The sequence below is a fragment of the Nocardioides sp. NPDC004968 genome (assembly GCF_040608935.1).
Taxonomy (GTDB): domain Bacteria; phylum Actinomycetota; class Actinomycetes; order Propionibacteriales; family Nocardioidaceae; genus Nocardioides.
In genome coordinates this window covers 1-22,508 of record NZ_JBEXJF010000009.1, presented here as the reverse complement: position 1 = coordinate 22,508, position 22,508 = coordinate 1, and the positions used below count along the sequence as shown (strand labels likewise).

Genomic DNA, 22,508 nt, shown 5'->3' with positions numbered 1-22,508 from the left:
CGCCCGGACGACTCGGCCCAGGAGGCAATATGCGCGAGATCGCCGCGACTTGGATGCGGGGTGGCACCAGCAAGTGCTGGGTCTTCCGTCGCGACGACCTGCAGGTCCCGGACCTGTCCGTCGACGAGGTGCTGCTGCGGATCTACGGCAGCCCTGACCATCGCCAGGTCGATGGCGTCGGCGGCGGTACGTCCACCACGAGCAAGGCGGTCATTCTCGCCCCTTCGGCGACGTCCGGGGTGGATGTGGAGTACACGTTCGCCCAGGTCGGCATCGAGGAGGCCAAGGTCGACTGGGGGAGCAACTGCGGCAACTGCTCCGCGGTGGTCGCCTCGTTCGCGATCCGCGAGGGATGGGTGCGGACCGGCTCGCCGGAGACGGCTGTCCGGGTCCTCAACACCAACACCGACCAGCTCATCGTGCAGCGCGTGCCGACCCCCGGAGGCGTACTCGACGAGGATGCCTCCGAGGCCATCCCCGGCGTTCCCTTCCTCGGCGCGCCGGTGCGGATGGGCTTCGTCGACCCGGCGGGCCGGAGCACCGGACGGCTCTTCCCGACGGGTCATCAGCGCGATGTCCTGCCGGAGGCCGTGGGCGGGGTGACCGTCACGCTCATCGACGCCGGCGCGCCGGTCGTCGCGGCCAACGCCGCCGACTTCGGTGTGCGCGGCGACGAGGACATCGCCGAGCTCGACCTGGTGCCCGGCCTCCTGCCCCGCCTCGATGCCGTACGCCGGGAAGCGGGTGTCCTGATGGGGCTCGCCCCGACTCCCGATGCCGTCGCCCGGGCCGTCCCGAAGCTCGCGCTCGTCTCCGCTCCCGATCCGGCGAGCGAAGAGGGCGCCGACCTGACCGTTCGCATGCTGTCGATGGGGCGCTTCCATCCGGCGGTGCCGGTGACCGGCTCGGTTGCGCTGACCCTGGCCGCCGACGCCCCCGGAACGGTGGTCCACGACCTCGTCCCGGCGGGGCGGCCCGCCACCGGCCTGCGGCTCGGAACTCCCGCGGGCAGCGTGAGCACCTTCGCCGAGGAGCACAACGGCGTCCCGGTCGTCGGCGTCGTACGCACCTACCGCCGCCTCGCCCACGGATCCGTCGTGCTGCCGGATCCGCCGCTCCTGCCGTCCGCATCGGCTTGACCATCTGACCCCTTGACACGGGATGCCCGTGTGAGGCTCGCTACACCTGGAGGAACTCATGACCCAGCACGTCGAAGAAGAGGACGTGGCCACGACCGCAGACGAGGATGCCGGCCCACCGCAGGACCCGCCGGAGCGACCTGCGCCGACCCCACGACTCGCCGGAGCCGTCCTCGCCGGCTTCACCGCGTTGGCGGTGGGCGTCTCCGTCCTGGGCGGGGACTTCCTGAACCCGGCCGCCTCCACGGCCGACGGCGACTACTCGGGTGAGACCGTCGAGATGATGATCCCGCTGGCCGAGGGTGGTGGCACGGACACCTGGGCCCGGTTCGTCGGAGCCGAGCTGACCGAGGCGGTGCCCGGCTCCCCGGGCCTGGCTCCGGTCAACGACGACGGCGGCGAGGGGATCCTCGGCACCAACCACTTCATGTCCTCGGCGAAGACCGACGGCACCGAGGTGTTGGTCAGCACTGCCTCGACGGTGGTGCCCTACCTCCTCGACATGCCGGCGGTGCGCTACGACTTCAACGAGCTGCGGCCCGTCCTGGCCAACGGCACCGGCGCGGTGGTCTACGCCCGGACCGGAGCCGGGGTGGACGGCATCGAGGACCTCGTCGACCGGGACAAGCCGCTGATCTTCGGGGGCATCGCGGCCACCAGCCTTGACCTCACGACGATGCTGGCCTTCGACCTGCTCTCCGCCGACATCGACTCGACCTTCGGCTTCGAGGGCCGCGGGCCGGTCAACCTCGCGCTCCAGCGCGGCGAGGTCGACATCGACTACCAGACGACCTCGTCGTACGAGCCCGCGGTCGAGCCGCTCGTCGAGGACGGCACCGCGGTGCCGCTCTTCTCGCTGGGGCAGGTGAACGAGGACGGCGAGATCGTGCGCGATCCCAACTTCCCGGACCTGCCGACCGTCGTCGAGGCGTACGAGAAGCTCCATGGCGAGCAGCCGGAGCCCGAGGCGCTGGAGACCTACCGCGCCATCCTGGCGCTGACCTACACGTACCAGAAGGCGCTCTGGGTGCCCGAGGACACACCTGACGAGGCGGTCGAGCTGCTGCGCTCGACGGCCGACGACATGGGCGCCGATCCCGCGTTCCAGAAGTCGGCCGCCGAGGTGCTCGGTGGCTATCCGCTCGACGCCTCACCCGACCTCGCCGACCGGATCGGCGAGGCGTACCAGGTGGACGAGAGCGTCCGCCAGGACGTCCTCGAGCTGCTCGAGACCGACTACGACATCACGATCGACTGAGGGCAGACACATGACTGACGCAGCCTTCTCTGCCCTGGCCTCCCTGGCCGATCCCTCGCTCCTCATGATGCTCGCCGTCGGCGTGGTGGCCGGTCTGGTCATCGGCCTGATCCCGGGTCTCGGCGGCACCGGCGCGGTGGCGATCCTCCTCCCGGTCACGTTCGGAATGGAGCCCGAGCCCGCACTCGCGATGCTCATCGGAGCACTGGCCGTGGTGCACACCTCGGACACGGTCGCGGCCGTCCTGCTCGGCGCGCCCGGCTCCGCCTCGGCGAGCGTGACGATGCTCGACGGCTACTCGATGGCGCGACAAGGACAGGCCAAACGCGCCCTGTCGCTCGCCTTCCTCTCCTCGATGGCCGGCGGCCTGATCGGAGCGGTCGGGCTCACCCTCGCGATTCCGCTGGCCCGGCCCCTGGTGCTGTCCTTCGGCAGCCCGGAGCTCTTCATGCTGACCATCCTCGGGGTCTCGCTCGCCGCCGTGCTCTCGCGCGGCAACGTCGTCAAGGGCCTGACCGCCGGCCTGCTCGGACTCCTGCTTGGTCTCGTCGGCACCTCGCCCACGACCGCCGAGGAGCGGTTCTCCTTCGGGTCGCTGTTCCTCAGCGACGGCATCTCCCTGGTCGCGGTCGCGCTGGGTGTGTTCGGGCTCGCCGAGATCGCCAGCCGGGTCGGGCAGCGACGAGTCACCGAGAAGCCGGTCGAGCTCACCGGCGGCTGGGGATCCGGCATCCGCGAGTGGCTGACCCACTGGACACATGTCATCCGAGGTGCGCTGATCGGCATCTGGGCCGGCGTGCTGCCCGGCGTCGGCGCCACCGCCGGCACCTGGCTCGCCTACGGGCAGGCCGTGGCCACCGCCAAGGACAAGCGGAAGTTCGGCAAGGGCGACCCTCGTGGCATCGTCGGTCCGGAGAGCGCCAACAACTCCGTCGAGGCCGGCGACCTGATCCCGACCTTCCTCTTCGGCATCCCCGGCGGCGTGCCGTCGGCGATGCTGCTCGGGATGCTGCTGACGTACGGCATCCAGCCGGGGCCGGCGATCGTCACCGACCATCTCGACCTCATGTACCTGATCGTGTGGGCGTTCGCGATCGCCTCGGTCGCCGGAGCTTTCCTCTGCTTCCTGGCCACCGGCTCGCTCGCCAAGCTCACCAAGGTGCCCTTCGCCGTGCTCGGGCCCGGTCTCCTCGTGGTGATGCTCCTGGGTGCGTTCCAGGAGGGTGGCCAGATCGGCGACCTGTGGGTGATGGTCGCGCTCGGCGTGGTCGGCTTCTTCCTCAAGGCCACCGGGATGCCGCGGGCTCCGTTCCTGATCGGCTTCGTCCTGGCCATCCCGATGGAGCGCTACTACTACCTGACCGCCAGCCTGTACGACGGTGCCTCCTGGGTCGCGCGACCCGGCGTGCTCGTCTTCGCCGCGCTGCTGATCGTGCCGCTGGCGTGGTCCCTGATCAAGAGGCTTCGGCGAGCCTCGGGGGCTGCCGACGACGGCCACCGGGACGAGCACGAGAATGACGACAAGGACGGCGACGAGCTCGAGGGTTCGCTGGCCCGTACGCCCTGGTCCCTCGCCGTCGCGATCGTCGCGGTGCTGGTCTTCGCCGGCGCGCTGTGGGTGAGTGGGTCGTTCTCCGCAGAGGCCGCGCTGATGCCGCGACTCGTAGCCGTCGGCGGCCTGGCCGCGGCACTCATCCTGACCTGGCAGGAGCTGCGCGCGAGGCGGCAGGTCACCCGGCGCGACACGGTCGATGACAGCCTCGAGCCGACGGGTGGGTCCGGTGCCACGATGGTCGCCACCCGTGTGGACCATGCGGTCGACGCCCGGGCCCTGGCTCGGCGTCACGACCTGGTGATCGCCATGCGCACCTTTGTCGCGATGGCCGCGTTCCTGGTCCTCGTCATGCTCGGCGGCTACCTCGCGGCGACCCTGGTGTTCACCCCGGTGTTCCTCCTGTACGCAGCCCGCACCCGGCCACGTACGGCGATCATCTACACCCTCGTCCTGGGCGCCGTGCTGCTGGCCCTGCCGTCCCTGTTGCCGGTCGACCTGCCGATGGGCCTGCTGCAGTGACGACGTCGACCTCCCGCCCGTCCACGCACCATCGAAAGGAACGCCGATGACTATCGTCGTCGCCTACGCCGACACCCCGCCCGGACACGCCGCCGTCACGGCCGCGGTCGCCGAGTCCAGAGAGGGCGAGACGGTGGTCATCGTGCCCGCCGTGCGCGGCGAGCGGGTCCCCGATGTCGCGGAGCTCGAAGGTCGGTGGCCGGAGCTCGCCGGCCGGGTCGAGGTCGAGCGCGGAGACCTGGGTGACCCCAGCGACACCGTCATCCAGGTCTCCCAGCGACTCGACGCGCGCCTGGTCGTCCTGGGCCTGCGCGCGCGGACGCCGGTCGGCAAGCTGGTCTTCGGCAGCACCGCTCAGCGGATCCTGCTCGACGCCACCTGCCCGGTGCTCGCGGTCAAGCCTTCCGTGGCTGCTTCCTGAGCCGCCCGGCCCCGCCGGCATCAGCCAAATGGATGATTCCTGGTTCAGTCCTGCTCGCGATGATCTGAGCCGCCGCCGCTGGTGGAGTTGTCGGCATGGCAGATTCTCTGGTTCGTACGCGGTCGGGTGCTCGTCCGCATCTCGCAGACAGGTTGACCTCGCGTCGTGGGGCCTGGGTGGCGCTCGGTCTCGCGGTGGTCGTGATGGGGGTGCTCTTCGGGGCCTTCGCCGGGGCGGAGGCCCCGGCGCGGACCGGGCAGGCGCCGGCGGGGTCGGAGTCGACGCGGGTGGGCGAGCTCCTGGAGGAGTTCCCCGGTGCGGATCGACAGTCGGTGCTCGTCGTCGCCTCTCGCGAGGACGATGGTGCTCTCTCCCGCGGTGATCTCGACGACCTCGAGCGGCTCGGCGTCCAGGTCGGTGCGCAAGCCGCGCCGGGCTCCGCCGGCCCGATGCTCAGCGAGGACGGGAAGGCAGCGGCCCTCGTCGTCCCGATCACGGTCGGCGCCGACAACGCCGAGACGTCCGCGGTGGTCAAGGCCCTGCGTACCGATATCGCGGCGCAGACGCCCGACGGGCTCACCCTGCAGGTGACGGGCGGACCGGCGTTCGGGGCCGATGCGGCCGCGGCCTTCGACGGCGCCGACTTCACGCTGCTGCTGGTGACGGTCCTGATCGTGGCGGTGCTGCTGATCCTCACCTACCGCTCGCCGGTGCTGTGGCTGATCCCGTTGGTCGTGGTCGCCCTCGCCGATGCGCTCGCCGGGCGGGTCACGGCGGCAGCGGGAGCGCTGTGGGACTTCGGGTTCGACGCCGGCATCGTCAGCGTTCTCGTCTTCGGCGCGGGGACGAACTACGCGCTGCTGTTGATCTCGCGGTACCGGGAGGAGCTGCAGCGGACCGAGGACGACCGGCTGGCGCTGAGCACGGCCTGGCGGAAGACGGCGCTCGCGATCCTCGCGTCCAACCTGACCGTGGTGCTGGCCCTGCTGACGCTGGTCCTGGCCACGATCCCGATGACCCGCGGGCTGGGCGTTCCTGCGGCGATCGGTCTGCTGATCGCCCTCGTCGCGGTGCTGTTCGTGCTCCCGCCGGCCCTGGCGGTGTGCGGGCGTCGACTCTTCTGGCCGTTCGTCCCTCGCCCGGGTGAGTCGCGTGAGGAGGGCGGGGTCTGGCGCGCGGTCGCGTCGCGGGTGGTGAAGCGTCCGGTGGCGAGCCTGCTGGCTGGGCTCGCGCTGCTCGCGGTGATGGCCTCCGGCCTCTTCGGTACGTCGGTCGGACTCGACCAGATCGAGAAGTTCCGGGTGCAGTCCGAGTCGGCCGCCGGCCTGGAGACGCTCTCGGCGCACTTCCCGCCCGGCGAGGCCCAGCCGGTCTACATCCTCGCCGACACCGAGGCCGCCGCCGAGGTGGCCGCGGTCGCGGGTGACGTGGAGGGCGTGGTGCGCGCCCAGCCGGCCGGAGTCACCGACGACGGGTCCCTGACGAAGATCATGGTGACCAGCGACTACTCGCCGGGCACAGAGCGGAGTCTCGACCAGATCGTCGACCTGCGGGAGGCGGTCCATCCGATCGAGGGCGCGGATGCGCTCGTCGGTGGTGCGGTCGCGACCGAGCTGGACGCCGCCGAGGGGAGCGAGCGCGACCTGTTGGTGATCGCGCCGCTGGTGCTCGCGGTGAGCTTCCTCGTGCTCCTGGTCCTGCTGCGCTCGCTCATCGCACCCGGTCTGCTTCTCCTGGTGAACCTCGCCAGCGCGGTCGCCGCGATCGGCGCCGGGGCCTGGCTGAGCCGGGTGCTGTTCGATCAGCAGGCGCTCGACCGGCAGGTGCCGATCCTGGCATTCCTGTTCCTGGTCGCGCTGGGGATCGACTACACGATCTTCCTCGTCCACCGGGCGCGTGCCGAGGCGGCGCAACTCGGCACCCGAAAGGGCGTGGTCGAGGCGGTCGCCCACACCGGCGGTGTGATCACCAGCGCCGGCATCGTCCTCGCCGGGGTCTTCGCCGCTCTCGGTGTGCTGCCGCTGGTCACTCTCGGACAGCTGGGCCTGATCGTCGGTGTGGGCGTGCTCGTGGACACCCTGGTGGTGCGTACGGTGATCGTGCCGGCGATCTTCGCCCTGGTGGGCGATCGCATCTGGTGGCCGGGACGACTGCAGCGGGCCGGGGGAGAATCGAGCACATGAGTGTCGTACACGCACCGTTGAGGCAGCTCGGCGTCTCGCATCAGGCCCCGGCCGCCTCGACGGTGCGGGCGATGGAGATCGGGCAGCACGTCATCGCGGTCGTGCTGACGGCGATCGGCGTCAGCAGGGCGATCGGCGAGGGGGTGCCGCTTCCTGCCGCGGTCGTCTCGGGGCTGGCGATCCTCGGGTGGCACACCGCCGGCACGATCCTGCCGGTCAGGACGGACTCGCGGCGGCTCCCGGTGTGGTGGCTGCTCGGCTTCGCGGTGATCTGGGTCGCCGCGGTCGCGGTCTCGGACGAGTTCGTCTGGCTCGCGTTCCTGCTGTGGCTGCTCGCCGGGCATCTGCTGCCGCTGCGCTGGGGCCTGGTCTTCTCGGCGGCGATCCTCGTGGTGGTGGTCGTGGCCCCGATCCTGCACCGTGGCTCGACCAGCTATGCGGACGTCTTCGGCCCGCTCATCGGCGGCATCTTCGCGTTCGGCATCTCCCGCGGATACCTGCAGCTCCTCCGCGACGCCGCCGAGCGAGAACGGCTGGTGACCTCGTTGCGGAAGGCTCAGCAGGAGATGGCCGAGCTGCAGGACGAGCTCCTGCTCGCCCAGCGCCACTCCGGAGCGATCGCCGAACGCACCCGGATCTCGCGAGACATCCACGACACCATCGCGCAGGCGCTCTCCTCGATCCGACTCCTCACCCACGCCGGAGGCAACCGCACCACGGACCCGGAGTCGTCGCGCACGTTCGCGCAGGTCGAGGCGCTGGCGGGCGACAGCCTCGCGGACGTACGCCGGATCGTCGAGGCCCTGGCACCGGCCGAGCTCGAGGACGCCGCCCTCGCTGCGGCACTTCGGCGCATGCTCGACCGCACGAAGGACGAGGCCGGGCTGCACGTCGACCTCCATGTCGACGACACGCTCCCGCTGCTGCGGACCGAGGTCGAGGTCGCGCTGCTCCGCACCGCTCAGTCGGCCCTCGCCAACGTACGTCTCCACGCCGGCGCGACGCGGGTCGTCCTCACGCTGATCGACGACGGTGACTCGGTGCGTATGGACATCAGCGACGATGGCGACGGGTTCGATGTCGCCGCCTGGGAGCAGGACGCCGATGCCGGCTCGTCCAGCTATGGCCTGCGTTTCATGAGGGCCCGTCTTCGCGAGCTCGGAGGTGGACTCGACGTGGAGAGCACGCCCGGTGAGGGCACCGCTGTCTCCGCGCATCTCCCGATCCACATCGAGGGGTCGCGATGACCACGGTGCTCCTCGTCGACGACCACCCGGTCGTACGCAGCGGCCTGCGCGCCGTGATCGAGGCGGGCGACGCCCTGACGGTCGTCGGGGAGGCCGCCACCGGCGAGGAGGCGATCACCCTGGCCGGTCACCTCCATCCCGACGTCGTGCTGTGCGACCTGCGTCTGGGAAGCGGGATCGACGGCATCCGGACCACGATCGCGCTCCGCGCCCTCGACCCGGCGCCGGCCGTGCTGATCCTGACCACCTTCGACCGCGACGCCGAGGTGCTCGGTGCGATCGAGGCGGGTGCCGCCGGCTACCTGCTCAAGGACGTCGACCCCGAGGTCATCGTCCAGGGAATCCACCGCGCCGCCGCCGGCGACATTGTCCTCGCGCCCGACCTGGCCACCCGGGTGCTCAAGGGCATGCGCAGCCCGCTGCCGCGGCTCACCGATCGCGAGATCGAGGTGCTGCGACACCTCGCCAGGGGCGCGACCAACAAGGAGATCGCGCGCACGCTCTTCGTCACCGAGGCCACCGTGAAGAGCCACCTCGCGCACATCTTCACCAAGCTCGACGTCGACAGCCGCTCCCGGGCCATCCACGTCGCGCAGGAGACCGGCCTGATCTGACCGACCGGGCCCGCCTCAGGTCTCGACGAGTCCCGACTGGTAGGCCCACACGGCGGCCTGGAGACGGGACTTCACGCCGAGCTTCGGCATCATCCGAGCCAGGTGGGACTTGACCGTGGAGACCTCGAGGACGAGCGCCTGGGCGATCTCCTCGTTGGACATGCCCTCGGCCAGGTGGAGAAGGATGTCGAGCTCGCGGGTGGTGAGGACCTCGCTGGCGCGCGCGGCGGTCACGGGCTGCGTACGCCTGCGGGTGACGACCTCGCGGAGGACGCGGCGGGTGAGGGAGGTGTCGAGGGTGCCGTGGCCGGCGGCGACGGAGCGTACGGCGGCGACGATGGCGTCGGGGTCGGCGTCCTTGAGGAGGAAGCCGGAGGCGCCGGCCTCGAGGGCGCCGAAGACGTAGTCGTCGATGTCGAAGGTGGTCAGGACGAGCACCGGGATCGGGTCGGTGACGTCGGGGCCGCAGAGCTCGCGGGTGGCGCTGATGCCGTCGCGGCCGGGCATGCGGATGTCCATGCAGACCACGTCGGGCCGCAGCGCGAGCGCCCGCTCGACTGCCACGGCACCGTCCTCGGCCACCGCGACGACCTTGATGTCGGGCTCGGTCTCCAGCAGCGTACGCAGCCCGGCACGCACCAGCGGCTGGTCGTCGGCGACCACGACCCGGATCATCCGGCCACCTCCGCGGTCGCCGTGGCGGGGATCCGCAGCCGCGTCTGCCAGCCGCCCTCGGCGGTCGGTCCGGCCTCGAGGGTCGAGTCGGTCAGGTCGGCGCGCTCCTGCATGCCGACCAGGCCCAGGCCACGCCGACGCGGCGTCCCTGCAGGGGTGATCGGCGGCGGCCCGTTGTGCACTGTCACCACCACCTCGGCCGGATCCCGAGCGTCCAGGACCACCTCGCACCGAGCACCCGGCGCGTGCCGGGCGGCGTTGGCGAGGCACTCCTGCACGGTGCGATACGCGGAGAGCTGGGCGAGCGGCCCGACGGTCTCGGTGACGGAGCCGGCCCCCAGGGTGGAGAACGACACCTCGAGCCCGGCACGACGGGCGTCGTCGACGAGCGAGCCCAGCTGGGACAGGCGCTCGTGCCCGCTCGCCTCCTCGGCCTGCCCCGGGCTCCGCAGCAGCGAGACCAGTCCGCGCAGCTCGCGCAGCATCGCGGTGCTCTGGGTGCGGACCTGGCGTACGGACTCCTTCGCGCCCGCCGGGTCGGTGTCGATCTGCCGCTCGACCGCGCCGGTCATCACCGCGATGCCGGTCAGATGGTGGGCGGCGATGTCGTGGAGCTCGCGGGCCATCGCCGTACGCTCCTCCGCGATCGCCGCGGCGATCTGGGCGGACTGCTCGCGGTCGACGGCGTCCGCGAGGTCGGTCCGGGCCGACCTCGCGTCGCGGCGTGCGCGGACGGTGGCGGCGAGCAGCGCCGGCGCTGCGATCACGCCCGCACCCTGGACGAGACCGGCCAGGACCGCGGTGCCGACCGGAAGGCCGATGCTCGTCTGGCTCAGGCAGGTGCCGAGCGCGACCAGCAGTCCGGCACCGGTCAGCGCCCCGGCGAGGGCCCGGGCTCGGCGGGGGAGCGGCGTCGCGGTCACCGCCGACCACACCGCGACCAGCACGGCCGCCGAGGCGAGGCTGGTGGTGTCGCCAGCGCCGCTGACCGCCAGCACGACCGAGGCGGCGGCCACGACCAGCAGCACCGCCAACGGCCGCGAGCGCCGCTCGAGGAGCACCGCCGCCTGGGCGGTGAGCACCACCAGCGCGACCCACCAGCCACCGCTGCCGAGCGCGGGGCTGCCGCCGATCTCGGCGTCGGCCGAGTCGAGGCTCGGCGCGGCCACCAGCAGCGCCGTGGTGACCAGCCAGACCACCACGGGAGGGATCAGTCGCGGCACCATTCGGGTCGTCTCGTCGTTCACGCCATCATCCTTTCCGCAACCGGTCCCGGTCGCCAGCATCTTTCGATGCAAGTGCGAAGGTTCGCTCTTTTGCCAGGCGCGACCGGTTCGGTCCCGTTCATAGGTTCAGGTCCGCCAGGAAAGCGACCCCCGCCGAAAGGGAACGACCATGACCACGACCCAGCCAGAAACACGGCCGATGACCGAACCGGATCAGGGCCTACGAGGATTCGTACGCCGCCACCAGCTCTCCACCTTCTTCGTGCTCGCCCTCGCGGCGAGCTGGCTGGCCTGGACACCGTACGTCCTCTCCAACAGCGGCCTCGGCCTCTGGGGCCTCACCTTCCCCGGCGGCATGATCGGCGGCCAGCTCCTCGGGATGCTCCCGGGCGCGTACCTCGGCCCGATCGGCAGCGCCGCGCTGGTCACCGGCCTCGTCGGCGGCCGGGCCGGCCTGCGGGCCTGGGTCGTCGGGATGTGGCGCTGGCGGGCGAGCTGGCGCTGGTACGCCGGCATCCTGATCGGCGTCCCGGCCACGATCATCATCGCGACCCAGGCCGTCGGTGGGCAGATGGCGGCGCCGTCGCAGGCGTGGCTGTTCGTGCTGGTGGCGTACGTCCCCGGGCTCATCCTGCAGATGATCACCACCGGCCTCGCCGAGGAGCCGGGCTGGCGCGACTTCGCCCTGCCCCGCCTGCAGCGGAAGGTCGGTCCGCTCGGGTCCGCCTTCGTGCTCGGCCCGATCTGGGCGCTGTGGCACATGCCGCTCTTCCTGACCGAGTGGGCCGGCTGGCCCGACGTGAGCTGGTACGCACCGCTCGTCTTCGCGGCCTTCTGTGTCACCTTCGGGATCGTGATGACCTGGGTCTTCAACCGCACCGGACAGAGCCTGCCGCTGGCGATGCTCCTGCACACCAGTGTCAACAACTACGCCTCGGTGGCCTCCACCGAGCTCTTCCCGGGCGTCGACGCCGACCGGTTCCAGCTCGCCGTGCTGCTCGCCGCGGGGATCGGCGCGGCGATCGTCATCGTCGCCACGCGCGGCCGGCTGGGATACCCCTCCGAGCGTTAGTCGGCGGCCGCCTGGACGGGCTCCCGGAGGGTCTCTGCCTCCGGGGCGCCGTCCTCGGCCGCGGTGAGCAGGAATCGGAGCCGGGTCAGCACCAGGCCCGCGGTGAGGGTGCCGCCGATCACGACGACCGCCCACAGGTGGCCGAGGCCGCTGCCGATGAGGGAGCCGGCCAGCGCCGGCCCGAGGATCTGACCAAGGGTGAGGGTGAGACCGAGGGACGCGTTGTAGCGGCCGCGCAGGTGGTCGGGGGCGATGGTGTTCGCCAGCCCGGTCACGATCGGCGCCCACAGCGTCTCGCCCAGGCCGAAGATGGCCAGGCCGATCACGACGGCAGCGATCGCGCCGGCGACGGGCATCAGGTCGGCGGCCGCGAGCACGGTCCAGGCCAGCGACCAGGTCAGCACGGCGCACGCCAGCGCGGTCGTACGCCGCCATCCGGAGGTGAGTCGCAGCAGGATCACCTGCCCGCACACGATCACGGCGGCGTTGGCGGCGAAGGCCCAGCCGAGCGCGGTCGCCGGCACCCCGGCCACGTCGACGGCGTAGGCGGTCGCGCCGGCCTCGAGCTGTCCGTAGCCGAAGGTCACCGCGAGCACGCCGCAGGCGACCAGGGCCACCGCCCGCCGGTCGCGCAGCACCTCGCCCCAGGATCCGGCGGTCGCGTCCTCGGACTCGTCCTCGCCGGTCCGAGCGGGGGAGCGGACCAGGAAGGCGAGCACCGCGGCGTAGACGAGATAGGCGACGGCGTCGCACAGGTAGAGCACCTGGAAGGTCTCCGGGCGGGTCACGTCGATGAGGAACGCGCTGACCAGACCACCCACGCCGATGCCCGCGTTTAGCCCCAGGAAGGCGAAGCCGTAGGCCCGTTCGCGGTGCTCGGCCGGGACCATCCCGGCCAGCAGCGTCGTCGTGCCCGGCCACAGGGGAGAGGCGCCCACGACCACGCCGGCCAGCACCGCCATCGTCGGCACGGTCCCGTCGACGAAGCCGAGCGACCCGATCGAGATGGACTCCACGACCAGCGCGGCGATCAGGACCGCGCGAGGCCCGAAGCGGTCGAGGAGCGCTCCGACCCCGGGGGCGGCCGCCAGGCCGACCAGACCCATCCAGGCGAACATCCAGCCCGCGGTCGACGACCCGAGGTCCTGGACCTGGGCCATGTAGACGTAGAGGAACGGAAGGGTCAGACCGTTGCCGACGGAGGCGAAGGCGAAGCCTGCGAGCACGCGACGGGCCTGGGTGGGGGAGTGCGGCACGGGTGTGATCGTCCTCTCTCTGGCCCACCTGTCTGGCGGGGACGTGTTTAGGGTAGCCTCACTTAGGTTCGCCTAACCTAATCCCCCCGTGTCGAAGGAGACCAGTGAGCGCACCGCACTTGGAGCATCTGTTCCACCCCGACAATGCTCGTGAGTACACCAGCGGCATCACCGAAGCCATCCGGCTGCTCGTCGACCAGCTCGCCACCCTCTCGGGCCCCACCACCGGAATCTCGCCCGAGGAGGCGGCCGGACCGGTCGCCGAGGTCGACCTGGACAACCCCCTCGTCGACGGCGCCGCCGCGCTGGCCGAGGTCAGCAAGCTGTGGCTCCAGGACGCCGTCTGGTTCCACGACCCCTCCTATGCCGCCCACCTCAACTGCCCGGTCGTGATCCCCTCCCTCGTCGGGGAGCTGCTGATCGCGGCCGTCAACACCTCGATGGACACCTTCGACCAGTCCGTGGGCGGTACGTTCATGGAGCGTCGTCTCATCGACTGGACCGCGGCCCGCGCGGGCTACCCGGAGGCGACCCGCGACGGCATCTTCACCAGCGGCGGCAGCCAGTCCAACCTGCAGGCGCTGCTCCTGGCCCGCGGTGAGGCGGAGCGCCGCGGCGTACCTCTGGACCGGCTGCGCTTCCTGACCTCTGCGGACAGCCACTTCTCCATCGCCAAGTCGGCCCGCCTGCTCGGCATGGGCGACGCGGCCGCGATCGCGATCCCGACCGACGCCGAGCACCGGATGGACGTCGTCGCTCTGCGCGAGGCGCTCGACGAGTGCGTCGTCGACGGTCTCGTCCCGGCCGCGGTCGTGGCCACCGCAGGAACCACCGACTTCGGCGTCATCGACCCTCTCCACGCCATCGCCGACGCCTGCCAGGACTTCAACGTCTGGTTCCACGTCGACGCGGCGTACGGCGGTGGGCTGCTCGCCTCGCCGAAGTATCGCCACCTGCTCGACGGCATCGAGCGGTCGAACTCGATCACGATCGACTACCACAAGACCTGGTTCCAGCCGGTCTCCTCCAGCGCGCTCCTGGTCCGCGACCTGGCGACCATGCAGCACGCCTCCTGGTACGCCGACTACCTCAACCCGCGCGAGTCGGAGAACCCCAACCAGGTCGACAAGTCCCTGCAGACCACCCGCCGCTTCGACGCGCTCAAGCTGTGGCTGACGCTGCGCACGATGGGCCCCGACCAGATCGGCGCCTACCTGGAGACCGTGATCGACCTCGCGCGCGAGGTCTACGACATCCTCAGCGTGCAGCCCGACATCGAGGTCATCACGCCCTCCCAGCTCTCCACGGTCGTCTTCCGCTACGTCGACCCGCACCTCGACGAAGACGCTCTCGGCGACCTCAACCGACGCATCCGAGCCGAGATGTGGAGCGGCGGCCGCGGCGTCGTCGCCGCGACCAAGGTCGACGGCAGGCAGTTCCTCAAGCTCACCCTGCTCAACCCCAAGGCCTCCGTGCAGGACGTACTCGACATCATCGAGCAGGTCCGCACGCTGGGCCGCGCCGTTCCGGAGGTCGCCCGATGAACGCACCCACCACCGTGTTCTCTGACCCGTCAGGTCACGTCCACGACCTGATCGGCATCGGCCTGGGCCCGTTCAACCTCGGCCTGGCCGCCCTCGCCGACCCGATCGACGAGCTCGACTGTCTCTTCCTCGAGGGCCGCGACCGGTTCGACTGGCACCCCGGGATGATGCTCGACGAGGCCACCCTGCAGGTGCCGTTCCTCGCCGACCTGGTGACGATGGCCGACCCGACCTCGCGGTTCAGCTTCCTCAACTTCCTCAAGCAGACCGGCCGGATCTACCCGTTCTACATCCGCGAGAACTTCCTGCCCCACCGTCGCGAGTACAACCAGTACTGCCAGTGGGTCGCCGAGCGGCTCGACTCCGTCCGCTTCGGCCAGCAGGTCACCTCCGTACAGCACGACGGGGAGACGTACGTCGTCACCACCGCCTCCGGTGAGACCCATCGGACCAGGCGGCTGGTGCTCGGGACCGGGACGAACCCACGCGTCCCGGAGTGTGCGGCCGAGGCCGTCGCCGCGGAGGGGCCGGCGCTGCACAGCGCCGAGTACCTGGCCCGCAAGGACGAGCTCGTCACGCGGCGCAGCATCACCGTCGTCGGCAGCGGGCAGTCGGCCGCCGAGGTCTACCTCGACCTGCTGACCGCCCAACCCGACCACGACTACCAGCTGGCCTGGCTGACCCGCAGCCCGCGGTTCTTCTCGATGGAGTACACCAAGCTCACCCTCGAGCTGACCTCCCCGGAGTACTCCGCCTACTTCCAGGCGCTTCCGAGCGAGAAGCGTGACCGGCTCCTGAAGGCGCAGCAGAGCCTCTACAAGGGCATCTCGGGCGACACCATCGACGCGATCCACGAGGCGCTCTACACCCGGTCGGTCACCGACCCGGCCGAGACCACGCTGCTGACCAACACCGAGGTGCGCGGCGTGACCCGCACCGACGGCGGCTACCACCTCGCGCTGCACCACGTGGAGCAGGAGGAGGACTACGAGATGGCGACCGAGGCGCTCGTCCTCGCCACCGGCTATCGCGCCGGCATCCCGGCCTTCCTGGAGCCCGTCCGCGACCGGCTCCGGCTGGACGAGCAGGGGCGCTACACCGCCAGCGCGACCTTCTCGGTCGACACCGCCGACCGAGAGATCTGGGTACAGAACGGCGAGGAGCACACCCACGGTTTCGTCGCCCCCGACCTCGGCATGGGCGCCTACCGCAGCTCGGTGATCCTCGCCGCCATCCTCGGCCGGGAGCCGTACCCGGTCGAGAAGCGGGTCGCCTTCCAGGAGTTCGGCGTGCCCGACCGTTTCAAGATTCAGCCTACGGAGGAGAACCGATGAGGATCACGATCGAACCGCTCGAGATCGAGGCCCACCTCGCCACCGTCCACTCCTGGGTGACCCACCCGCGCTCGGCGTACTGGATGATGCTGGACGCCACGCTGGAGGATGTCGCCGCGGAGTACGCGCGCATCGCCGGCCACCCGCACCACGACGCCTGGCTCGGCCGGGTCGACGGCGTGCCGGCGTTCCTGGTCGAGACCTACGACCCCGCCCGCAGCGAGCTCGCCGGGATCACTCACGTGCCAGACCTCGCCGCCGGCGACCTGGGCATGCACGTCCTGGTCGCGCCGACCTCAGGCGAGCCCGTCACCGGCTACACCACCCGGGTCTTCCGGGCGGTCATGCGGCACTGCTTCGCGGACCCCGGCGTGCGTCGCGTGGTGGTCGAGCCGGACGTACGCAACGAGGCGATCCGCCGCAAGAACACCGAGGCCGGCTTCGTCGAGCTGCGCGAGATCAGCATCGGGGAGAAGACCGCGATGCTCTCGGTCTGCACCCGGGAGATGTACGCAGCCGCCCACCTGCGCCCGGAGAACCTGCGCGTCGCCCACCGCCACCTGGTCGCCAAGGCGATCGCCGAGTTCAGCCACGAACGGATGATCGCGCCCGTGGCGACCGACACGGGCTGGGAGCTGCAAGGGCCGTCCTCGACGTACGCCTTCACCGGCCGCCGCTTCCAGCTCGAGCACTGGGTGGTGGACCCGGCATCGATCGTCCGGACGACCGGGGGTGAGGAGGCCGAGGTCGATGCGCAGGCGTTCGTCGCCGAGTTCGCGCCCGATCTCGGGATCCCGGACAAGCTGCTGCCGACCTACCTGGAGGAGCTGGCGGCCACGATCGCCTCGGCCTGCTGGAAGCTCGAGCACCAGACGTTGACCGCCGCCGACCTGGTCGATGCCGACCACCAGAGCGTCGAGGGCGCGATGAGCGAGGGCCACCCGGCCTTCGTCGCCAACAATGGCCGTATCGGCTTCGACATCGACGACCACGCGCGCTGGGCACCGGAGACGAGCAACGACCTGAGCCTGCTGTGGGTCGCCGTCTCGCGGGACCAGTCCCACCTGGCCCTGGGCCGCGGCGAGGAGGAGCAGGCTCTCTATGAGGCCGAGCTCGGCGAGGCGACGCTGGCCCGGTTCGCGGCGAAGCTGCGCGGGCTCGGGCTGGACCCGGACGGTTTCCGCTATCTGCCGGTCCACCCGTGGCAGTGGCGTCACAAGCTCGCGGTCACCTTCGCCACCGACGTCGCCGCGCGCCGGATCGTGCTGGTCGGCGAGGGCGAGGACGTCCACCGCCCGCAGCAGTCGATCCGGACGTACTTCAACACGAGCCGTCCGGAGCGGCACTACGTCAAGACCGCGCTGTCGATCCAGAACATGGGCTTCATGCGGGGACTCTCGCCGGCCTACATGGCGGCGACCCCGGCCATCAACGACTGGGTCGCCGACCTGGTGGAGGGCGACGCGGAGCTGAAGGAGCGCGGCTTCGGGGTGCTGCGCGAGCTCGCCTCGATCGGCTGGACCGGCGACGTCTTCCACTCCCTGCCGAACCCGTCGCCCTACCGGAAGATGATCGCCGCGCTGTGGCGGGAGTCGCCGGTGCCGCGCCTCTCGGAGGGGGAGCGGTGCGCGACGATGGCGGCGCTGCTCCACCGCGACGCCGCCGGTGCCTCGTACGCGGCCGAGCTGGTCCGCGCCTCCGGGCTGCCCGCCCGCGAGTGGGTGCGCAGCTACCTCGACGCCTATCTGCGCCCGCTGGTGCACTGCCTGCTGGCGTACGACCTGGTGTTCATGCCGCACGGCGAGAACCTGGTGATGGTGCTGCGCGACCACGTCCCGGTGCGGATGTTCATGAAGGACATCGGCGAGGAGGTGGCGGTGATGGGCGACCTGCCGCTGCCGAAGGAGGTCTCCCGGATCCGCGGGGAGTTCCCCGACGACGTCAAGGCGCTGGCCGTCCACACCGACATCTTCGACGGGGTGCTGCGCTATGTTGCCGCGATCCTCGATGATGAGGGGGTGCTACCAGAGACCGAGTTCTGGGCCGAGACGCGGGCCTGCATCGTCGACCATGCCGCCGACCACCCGGAGCTGGCCGATGCGGTCGCGCGCTACGACTTCCTCCGCCCGCGCTTCCGCCACTCGTGCCTGAACCGGCTCCAGCTCCGCAACACCCTGCAGATGGTCGACATCACCGACCAGGCCGAGTCGCTCATGTTCGCCGGCACGTTGGCCAACCCGATCGCATGAACTTTCTTCGGGACGAGTGGGGCATCCCGCATGTGCGGGGTGCCTCGCTCACCGAGGTGGCCCGGCTGCAGGGCTGGGCCACCGCGCGGGACCGCGCCTGGCAGCTCGAGATCGAACGGCTGCGTGGCGAGGGCCGTACCGCCGAGCTGCTCGGCCCGGCCGGGCTCGAGTGGGACGCCTTCGCCCGCCGCGCTCGGCTGGCGGCGGTGGCGCAGGCGGCCTACGCGCGGCTCGACGAGGAGACGCAGGGGTTCCTGACGGCGTACGTCGAGGGGGTCCGCTCCGGCCTGGAGGGGGCGCCCTGCCCGGAGCTCGACGGGCCCGACGGGCTCGGGCCCGCGCCGGGAACCTGGCAGCCGTGGACGCCGCTGGCGGTGTTCTGGGTGCAGCAGATCCTCTTCGGGTCGTTCCCCTCGAAGCTCTTCGGCGCCCGAGCGGCGCGGGTGCTCGGGGCCGACGCCGAGCTGTTTCGCACCGAAGGGTTGACCGGGGGACTGTCCGGCGGCTCCAACGCGTACGCCGTCGGCGGCGGCCGCACCCGATCCGGTCTGCCGCTCGTGGCCGGTGACCCGCACCGGGTCTTCGAGGCGCCGAACGTCTATCTCCAGGTGCGGCTGGCCTGCACCGACCCCGACGACGCCTTCGACGTCGTCGGGATGACGTTCCCCGGCGTACCCGGTGTGCAGCACTTCGCGCACGCCGGTCAGGTTGCGTGGGGGATCACCAACGCGATGGCCGACTACCAGGATCTCTACCGCGTCGACCTGCGCTCGGGCAGCGATGTGGTGCGGCGGAGCGTGGAGACGGTGCTCGTCCGCGACCAGGAGCCGGTCGAGGTCGAGGTGCTGGAGACCGACCGCGGACCGGTGGTCCTCGGCGGTTCCGACGAGGGCTGGGGAGAGGTGCTGCGCTCACCCGGCCACGAGCTCGGCGATCTCGGCTTCGGGGCGCTGCTGCCGCTGCTGCGGGCCCGATCGGTCGCCGATGTCGAGGCAGCGGTGGAGCACTGGGTCGAGCCGGTCAACAACTGGGTGATCGCCGACGTTGCGGGCGACGTCGTCCACACCGTCGGCGGCCGGGTGCCGCGGCGGGACGAGGCGGGGGAGTGGACCGGCTGGGTCGACCCGCTGCCCCGGCGTACGGCGTCGGCGGATGGTTCTGTCGTGACCGCCAACGACCGGTGCTTGCCGGAGTTCGACGTGCTCGCTGCCGGGTTCGCGCCGCCGTTCCGGGCGCACCGGATCGCGCACCTCCTCGACGAATCCGGACCCCTCGATGCGGAGCAGGCGGTGGCGCTGCTCGCCGACACCACCCAGACCGCGGGCGCTCCGCTGCTCGCGCTGGTCCCGGCCGATCTGCGGCCCCAGGCGCTGGCCGGGTGGGACGGCGCGATGGACGGCTCGCCGGGCGCGGCCTGGTACGCCGCGCTGCGTGCCGAGGTCGTCGATCGGATCTGCGCGGCACCGGTGCTCGCGCCGCTGCGGGAGCCGTCGGAGCACGGCCCTCTCTACGAGCCGTGGTTCAGCCTGTCCGCGCGGGTGGCCGGCGCGCTGCACATCATCCTGGCCGCCGAGAAACCCTTCGGTCTGGACCCGCGAGCGCTTGTCGCCGAGGCTGCGAAGGCCGTACGCGACGCTGGCAGCGAGCCGACGCCCTGGCCGGAGGAACACCGCTTCTGGCCGCTGCACGCGCTGGAGCAGTTCGACCTCCCGCACACCCGGACCGCCCCTGCCACCCCACTGCCCGGCGACACCGACACGGTCCGCTGCAACGCCTGGATCCCGGGCTCCACCGTGACCGTCCGGGGCTCGGTGGCGCGCTACGCCTGGGATCTGGCCGAGCGGGACAACAGCCGTTGGGTCGTTCCCCTCGGCGTCAGCGGATGCCCGTACAGCCCCCACCACACCGATCAGCACGACGCCTGGGCCAGGGGAGGCGCGGTCCGCGTCGTCACCGACTGGTCCCTGCTCACCGAGGAGAAGACATGCCCCTGACCATTCGTGACCTGGAGCCGTCGGCCGACATCGACCTGTTGTGCGGCTGGCTGCACGACGAGCGGGCCCGGTTCTGGGGCATGGTCGAGAAGCCGCGCGAGGAGATCGAGGAGATCTACACGTGGCTGCAGGAGCAGCCTCATCTGGCTGCGTACATCGTCGAGCTCGACGGCGATCCGGTCGCGCTCTTCCAGACCTGGGACCCCGAGGTCGACGAGCTCGGCACCTTCTACGATCGCCGCCCCGGCGACATCGGCGTCCACCTCTTCCTGGCCGACACCCCGACCCGCAAGGGCCGGACGGAGGATGTCCTCGAGTTCTTCCTGGAGGAGGTCATCTCCAAGTCCGGCGCCCGCCGCGCCGTCGTCGAGCCCGACGCCTCCAACGAGGCCTCCCTCGCCAGGCTCGACGACTACGGTTTCAAACGGGGCCCTGTCGTTCAGCTTCCGCACAAGGTCGCCCAGTACGCCTTCCTCGACCTTCCCTGACTCATGCCAGTTTCTCGGCGACCTCGTTGAGGTTCGCGCGGAGCTTGGCGCGGTAGGTGTCGTGCTGCTCGGGCAGCCGTGCGTCGCAGAAGGCGGCCAGGTCGGTTCCGGTGACCTCGATGACCGAGGTTCCGTTGGCGGCCTCGGTCTCGAACAGATCGAGGATCTCGCGGAGGACCTCGACGATGTCCATCCCGTCGCCGGCAGTGAAGCGCCACATGTAGCTCTTCATCTCGCCATAGACGGTGCGGTAGTCGGCGGGCAGCTCAGCAGCGCGGGCTTCCATGCGCTTCCAGTCCTTCTTGTCACCCACGAGGCGGCTCAGCAGGTTGTTCATGATCGTGCTCCCTTGGATCGGTTGGTGGCTCCTGTTTGGGGCCGTGCAAGAAGCGTGCAGCCCTGACGTAGCGTCAAGGTCAAGCACCGATCCGAAGAAAGTTCTCGGGACCCCGGGACCCCGGGGCCTCAGGCCGCGAGGCGGTGTATGTGGAGTACGTCGCGCAGCCTGCGTTCTGCCGGCGACAACAATGGTGGATCCGGTGGCCAGGTGTCTGGTGGCGGGCTGGTGTAGGTGTGGCCCGTGGGTGTGGTGGTGATGATGCTGCCGTCGGGTCTTGGCCTCGCTTGCCATCCGAGCGCCTCTTTGGCTTGGTTGCATCGTTCGCACAGGCCCTGCAGGTTCTCGGCGCTGGTGGTGCCGCCGTCTGTGTGGCGTTCGACGTGGTCGATGTTGCGGATCGGAGCGTCGCAGCCGTTGGTCCGGCAGATCCCGCCGTCGCGGGTGGCGATGAACTCGGCGAGCCCGTCGGGTGCCTTCCTGGCACGTGATTCCATGGCGACCAGTTGACCGGCGGGGTCGGTGAACAGGCGCCGGACGAAGACCTCGGCGTCGGCGAGCGCCTCGCGGGCCCACGTTGCGGGGACGGGTCCGTAGCCCTCGACCATGGCCGGCTGATCCGCGTCGTTGGTGTTGGCGAGGGCGTCGGCGGTCATCACGATCTTGACCTCGATCCGGGGCTTCGCGCCACCAGTCTCGCGGCCGGTGATCCGGTCGACGAGGGTGTCGGCCATGACCTGGCCCCGGGTCCGTTCGTCACCGGCGGCCGCAGCGGTCTTGGCTGCCTGATCGAGTGCGGCGAAGACGGCGACGCCGTCCTTGACCGGCAGCAGCGCGCCGAGCCAGGTCATCGTGTCCGGGGCCGGCCGGAGGCTGACGCGGCGGTCCTTCTCCGCGTTGGCGGCGCGGGCGACGACGGATTCCTGGTCCAGGGTGATCGCCAGCTTCTTGGCGGCGTTCTCAAGCTGGCGTAGCCCCATCGACACCGCCTTGGCGGGCTCCCCGCACGGACCGGTGGCGCAGAGGTCGTAGTCGATGACCCGACGGTCCTCCATCGAGAGACACGCCGTCTCACGGGCGAGGATCGTTGCTTGCCATTGCGAGAACAGCCCGGCTCTCATGAGAGCGAAGGTGTGAGGCATCTCGGTGGTCAGGATCTTCGCCAGCCCGAGCAGTTTGGCGCCCTTCTCGGGTGAGACCCGCCGTGCCAACGCGATCTGGGAGGCAACGCCCTCGCCAAGCCTGCGGGCAGGCACCCCAGCCTCTGATTGGCGCTCGCGAACGACTTCGTCGAGACGTACCGCCGCTTCTGCTTGGACCGCCTCAGCGGTGCACTTGATCTCTTCGAGACGCGAGATCCAGTCGACCAACTCGGCCTCGGACGCACCCGGAGGCGG

18 protein-coding genes are annotated in these 22,508 nt (G+C 70.9%); 13 read left to right on the top strand and 5 right to left on the bottom strand.

Going from position 1 to position 22,508, the window contains the following annotated elements; translation table 11 throughout:
• Positions 1 to 29: 29 nt before the first annotated feature.
• From ABZU72_RS11855 to ABZU72_RS11825, 7 genes are all read left to right on the top strand, one after another.
• On the top strand, positions 30 to 1,139 hold the full coding sequence (locus ABZU72_RS11855; RefSeq protein WP_355019049.1) for a PrpF domain-containing protein: 1,110 nt from the start codon (positions 30 to 32) through the stop codon (positions 1,137 to 1,139).
• Positions 1,140 to 1,197: 58 nt separating this feature from the next.
• Positions 1,198 to 2,397 carry a hypothetical protein gene (locus ABZU72_RS11850; RefSeq protein ID WP_355019048.1) on the top strand — a complete coding sequence of 400 codons (1,200 nt, stop codon included), beginning with the start codon at positions 1,198 to 1,200 and terminating at the stop codon, positions 2,395 to 2,397.
• Between the two features lie 10 nt (positions 2,398 to 2,407).
• Positions 2,408 to 4,471 (top strand): tripartite tricarboxylate transporter permease, encoded by a 2,064-nt coding sequence (locus ABZU72_RS11845; protein WP_355019047.1) that lies wholly within the window; start codon positions 2,408 to 2,410, stop codon positions 4,469 to 4,471.
• A gap of 46 nt (positions 4,472 to 4,517) precedes the next feature.
• Positions 4,518 to 4,892 carry a universal stress protein gene (locus ABZU72_RS11840; protein WP_355019046.1) on the top strand — a complete coding sequence of 125 codons (375 nt, stop codon included), beginning with the start codon at positions 4,518 to 4,520 and terminating at the stop codon, positions 4,890 to 4,892.
• 95 nt (positions 4,893 to 4,987) lie between these two features.
• Positions 4,988 to 7,075, top strand: coding sequence for an MMPL family transporter (locus ABZU72_RS11835; protein WP_355019045.1), 2,088 nt, complete (start codon positions 4,988 to 4,990; stop codon positions 7,073 to 7,075).
• A complete protein-coding gene (locus ABZU72_RS11830; RefSeq protein WP_355019044.1) occupies positions 7,072 to 8,322 on the top strand; it encodes a sensor histidine kinase in 1,251 nt (416 codons plus the stop codon). Before ABZU72_RS11835 ends, ABZU72_RS11830 begins: the two co-directional genes overlap by 4 nt.
• Positions 8,319 to 8,936, top strand: coding sequence for a response regulator transcription factor (locus ABZU72_RS11825; RefSeq protein ID WP_355019043.1), 618 nt, complete (start codon positions 8,319 to 8,321; stop codon positions 8,934 to 8,936). Before ABZU72_RS11830 ends, ABZU72_RS11825 begins: the two co-directional genes overlap by 4 nt.
• Before the next feature lie 15 nt (positions 8,937 to 8,951).
• Here the strand turns inward: ABZU72_RS11825 and ABZU72_RS11820 are convergent, their stop codons facing one another.
• Both ABZU72_RS11820 and ABZU72_RS11815 read right to left on the bottom strand, forming a co-directional pair.
• On the bottom strand, positions 8,952 to 9,611 hold the full coding sequence (locus ABZU72_RS11820) for a response regulator transcription factor (RefSeq protein WP_355019042.1): 660 nt from the start codon (positions 9,609 to 9,611) through the stop codon (positions 8,952 to 8,954).
• Positions 9,608 to 10,858 (bottom strand): histidine kinase, encoded by a 1,251-nt coding sequence (locus ABZU72_RS11815; protein ID WP_355019041.1) that lies wholly within the window; start codon positions 10,856 to 10,858, stop codon positions 9,608 to 9,610. Before ABZU72_RS11815 ends, ABZU72_RS11820 begins: the two co-directional genes overlap by 4 nt.
• 178 nt (positions 10,859 to 11,036) lie before the next feature.
• On the opposite strand from ABZU72_RS11815, the gene ABZU72_RS11810 reads away from it, so the two are divergent.
• Entirely contained in the window at positions 11,037 to 11,909 is an 873-nt protein-coding gene (locus ABZU72_RS11810) for a type II CAAX endopeptidase family protein (RefSeq protein ID WP_355019040.1), read from the top strand.
• Here ABZU72_RS11810 and ABZU72_RS11805 read toward each other — a convergent pair.
• Positions 11,906 to 13,165 (bottom strand): MFS transporter, encoded by a 1,260-nt coding sequence (locus ABZU72_RS11805; protein WP_355019039.1) that lies wholly within the window; start codon positions 13,163 to 13,165, stop codon positions 11,906 to 11,908. The two genes, ABZU72_RS11810 and ABZU72_RS11805, sit on opposite strands and share 4 nt — an antisense overlap.
• 104 nt (positions 13,166 to 13,269) lie before the next feature.
• On the opposite strand from ABZU72_RS11805, the gene ABZU72_RS11800 reads away from it, so the two are divergent.
• Genes ABZU72_RS11800 through ABZU72_RS11780 form a run of 5 tightly spaced genes read left to right on the top strand, consistent with a single transcriptional unit; the run spans position 13,270 to position 20,774 of the window.
• A complete protein-coding gene (locus ABZU72_RS11800; protein WP_355019038.1) occupies positions 13,270 to 14,709 on the top strand; it encodes an aspartate aminotransferase family protein in 1,440 nt (479 codons plus the stop codon).
• Positions 14,706 to 16,043 carry a SidA/IucD/PvdA family monooxygenase gene (locus ABZU72_RS11795; RefSeq protein WP_355019037.1) on the top strand — a complete coding sequence of 446 codons (1,338 nt, stop codon included), beginning with the start codon at positions 14,706 to 14,708 and terminating at the stop codon, positions 16,041 to 16,043. Before ABZU72_RS11800 ends, ABZU72_RS11795 begins: the two co-directional genes overlap by 4 nt.
• Positions 16,040 to 18,292 carry a GNAT family N-acetyltransferase gene (locus ABZU72_RS11790; RefSeq protein WP_355019036.1) on the top strand — a complete coding sequence of 751 codons (2,253 nt, stop codon included), beginning with the start codon at positions 16,040 to 16,042 and terminating at the stop codon, positions 18,290 to 18,292. The genes ABZU72_RS11795 and ABZU72_RS11790 overlap by 4 nt, the downstream gene beginning before the upstream one ends.
• Positions 18,289 to 20,286, top strand: coding sequence for a penicillin acylase family protein (locus tag ABZU72_RS11785; protein ID WP_355019035.1), 1,998 nt, complete (start codon positions 18,289 to 18,291; stop codon positions 20,284 to 20,286). The genes ABZU72_RS11790 and ABZU72_RS11785 overlap by 4 nt, the downstream gene beginning before the upstream one ends.
• On the top strand, positions 20,277 to 20,774 hold the full coding sequence (locus tag ABZU72_RS11780; RefSeq protein WP_355019034.1) for a GNAT family N-acetyltransferase: 498 nt from the start codon (positions 20,277 to 20,279) through the stop codon (positions 20,772 to 20,774). The genes ABZU72_RS11785 and ABZU72_RS11780 overlap by 10 nt, the downstream gene beginning before the upstream one ends.
• 1 nt (position 20,775) lies before the next feature.
• Here the strand turns inward: ABZU72_RS11780 and ABZU72_RS11775 are convergent, their stop codons facing one another.
• Together ABZU72_RS11775 and ABZU72_RS11770 are read right to left on the bottom strand one after the other, a co-directional pair.
• Positions 20,776 to 21,111 carry a DUF1048 domain-containing protein gene (locus ABZU72_RS11775; protein WP_355019033.1) on the bottom strand — a complete coding sequence of 112 codons (336 nt, stop codon included), beginning with the start codon at positions 21,109 to 21,111 and terminating at the stop codon, positions 20,776 to 20,778.
• Positions 21,112 to 21,239: 128 nt separating this feature from the next.
• On the bottom strand, positions 21,240 to 22,508 hold a 1,269-nt coding region (locus ABZU72_RS11770; RefSeq protein WP_355019032.1), incomplete at its 5' end, for a DUF222 domain-containing protein.

What these genes read in the sequence shown, in the direction of transcription:
- ABZU72_RS11855 (WP_355019049.1), top strand. Translation starts at nt 30, where the DNA reads ATGCGCGAGATCGCCGCGACTTGGATGCGGGGTGGCACCAGCAAGTGC.
- ABZU72_RS11850 (WP_355019048.1), top strand. Translation starts at nt 1,198, where the DNA reads ATGACCCAGCACGTCGAAGAAGAGGACGTGGCCACGACCGCAGACGAG.
- ABZU72_RS11845 (WP_355019047.1), top strand. Translation starts at nt 2,408, where the DNA reads ATGACTGACGCAGCCTTCTCTGCCCTGGCCTCCCTGGCCGATCCCTCG.
- ABZU72_RS11840 (WP_355019046.1), top strand. Translation starts at nt 4,518, where the DNA reads ATGACTATCGTCGTCGCCTACGCCGACACCCCGCCCGGACACGCCGCC.
- ABZU72_RS11835 (WP_355019045.1), top strand. Translation starts at nt 4,988, where the DNA reads ATGGCAGATTCTCTGGTTCGTACGCGGTCGGGTGCTCGTCCGCATCTC.
- ABZU72_RS11830 (WP_355019044.1), top strand. Translation starts at nt 7,072, where the DNA reads ATGAGTGTCGTACACGCACCGTTGAGGCAGCTCGGCGTCTCGCATCAG.
- ABZU72_RS11825 (WP_355019043.1), top strand. Translation starts at nt 8,319, where the DNA reads ATGACCACGGTGCTCCTCGTCGACGACCACCCGGTCGTACGCAGCGGC.
- ABZU72_RS11820 (WP_355019042.1), bottom strand. Translation starts at nt 9,611, where the DNA reads ATGATCCGGGTCGTGGTCGCCGACGACCAGCCGCTGGTGCGTGCCGGG.
- ABZU72_RS11810 (WP_355019040.1), top strand. Translation starts at nt 11,037, where the DNA reads ATGACCGAACCGGATCAGGGCCTACGAGGATTCGTACGCCGCCACCAG.
- ABZU72_RS11795 (WP_355019037.1), top strand. Translation starts at nt 14,706, where the DNA reads ATGAACGCACCCACCACCGTGTTCTCTGACCCGTCAGGTCACGTCCAC.
- ABZU72_RS11790 (WP_355019036.1), top strand. Translation starts at nt 16,040, where the DNA reads ATGAGGATCACGATCGAACCGCTCGAGATCGAGGCCCACCTCGCCACC.
- ABZU72_RS11785 (WP_355019035.1), top strand. Translation starts at nt 18,289, where the DNA reads ATGAACTTTCTTCGGGACGAGTGGGGCATCCCGCATGTGCGGGGTGCC.
- ABZU72_RS11780 (WP_355019034.1), top strand. Translation starts at nt 20,277, where the DNA reads ATGCCCCTGACCATTCGTGACCTGGAGCCGTCGGCCGACATCGACCTG.
- ABZU72_RS11775 (WP_355019033.1), bottom strand. Translation starts at nt 21,111, where the DNA reads ATGAACAACCTGCTGAGCCGCCTCGTGGGTGACAAGAAGGACTGGAAG.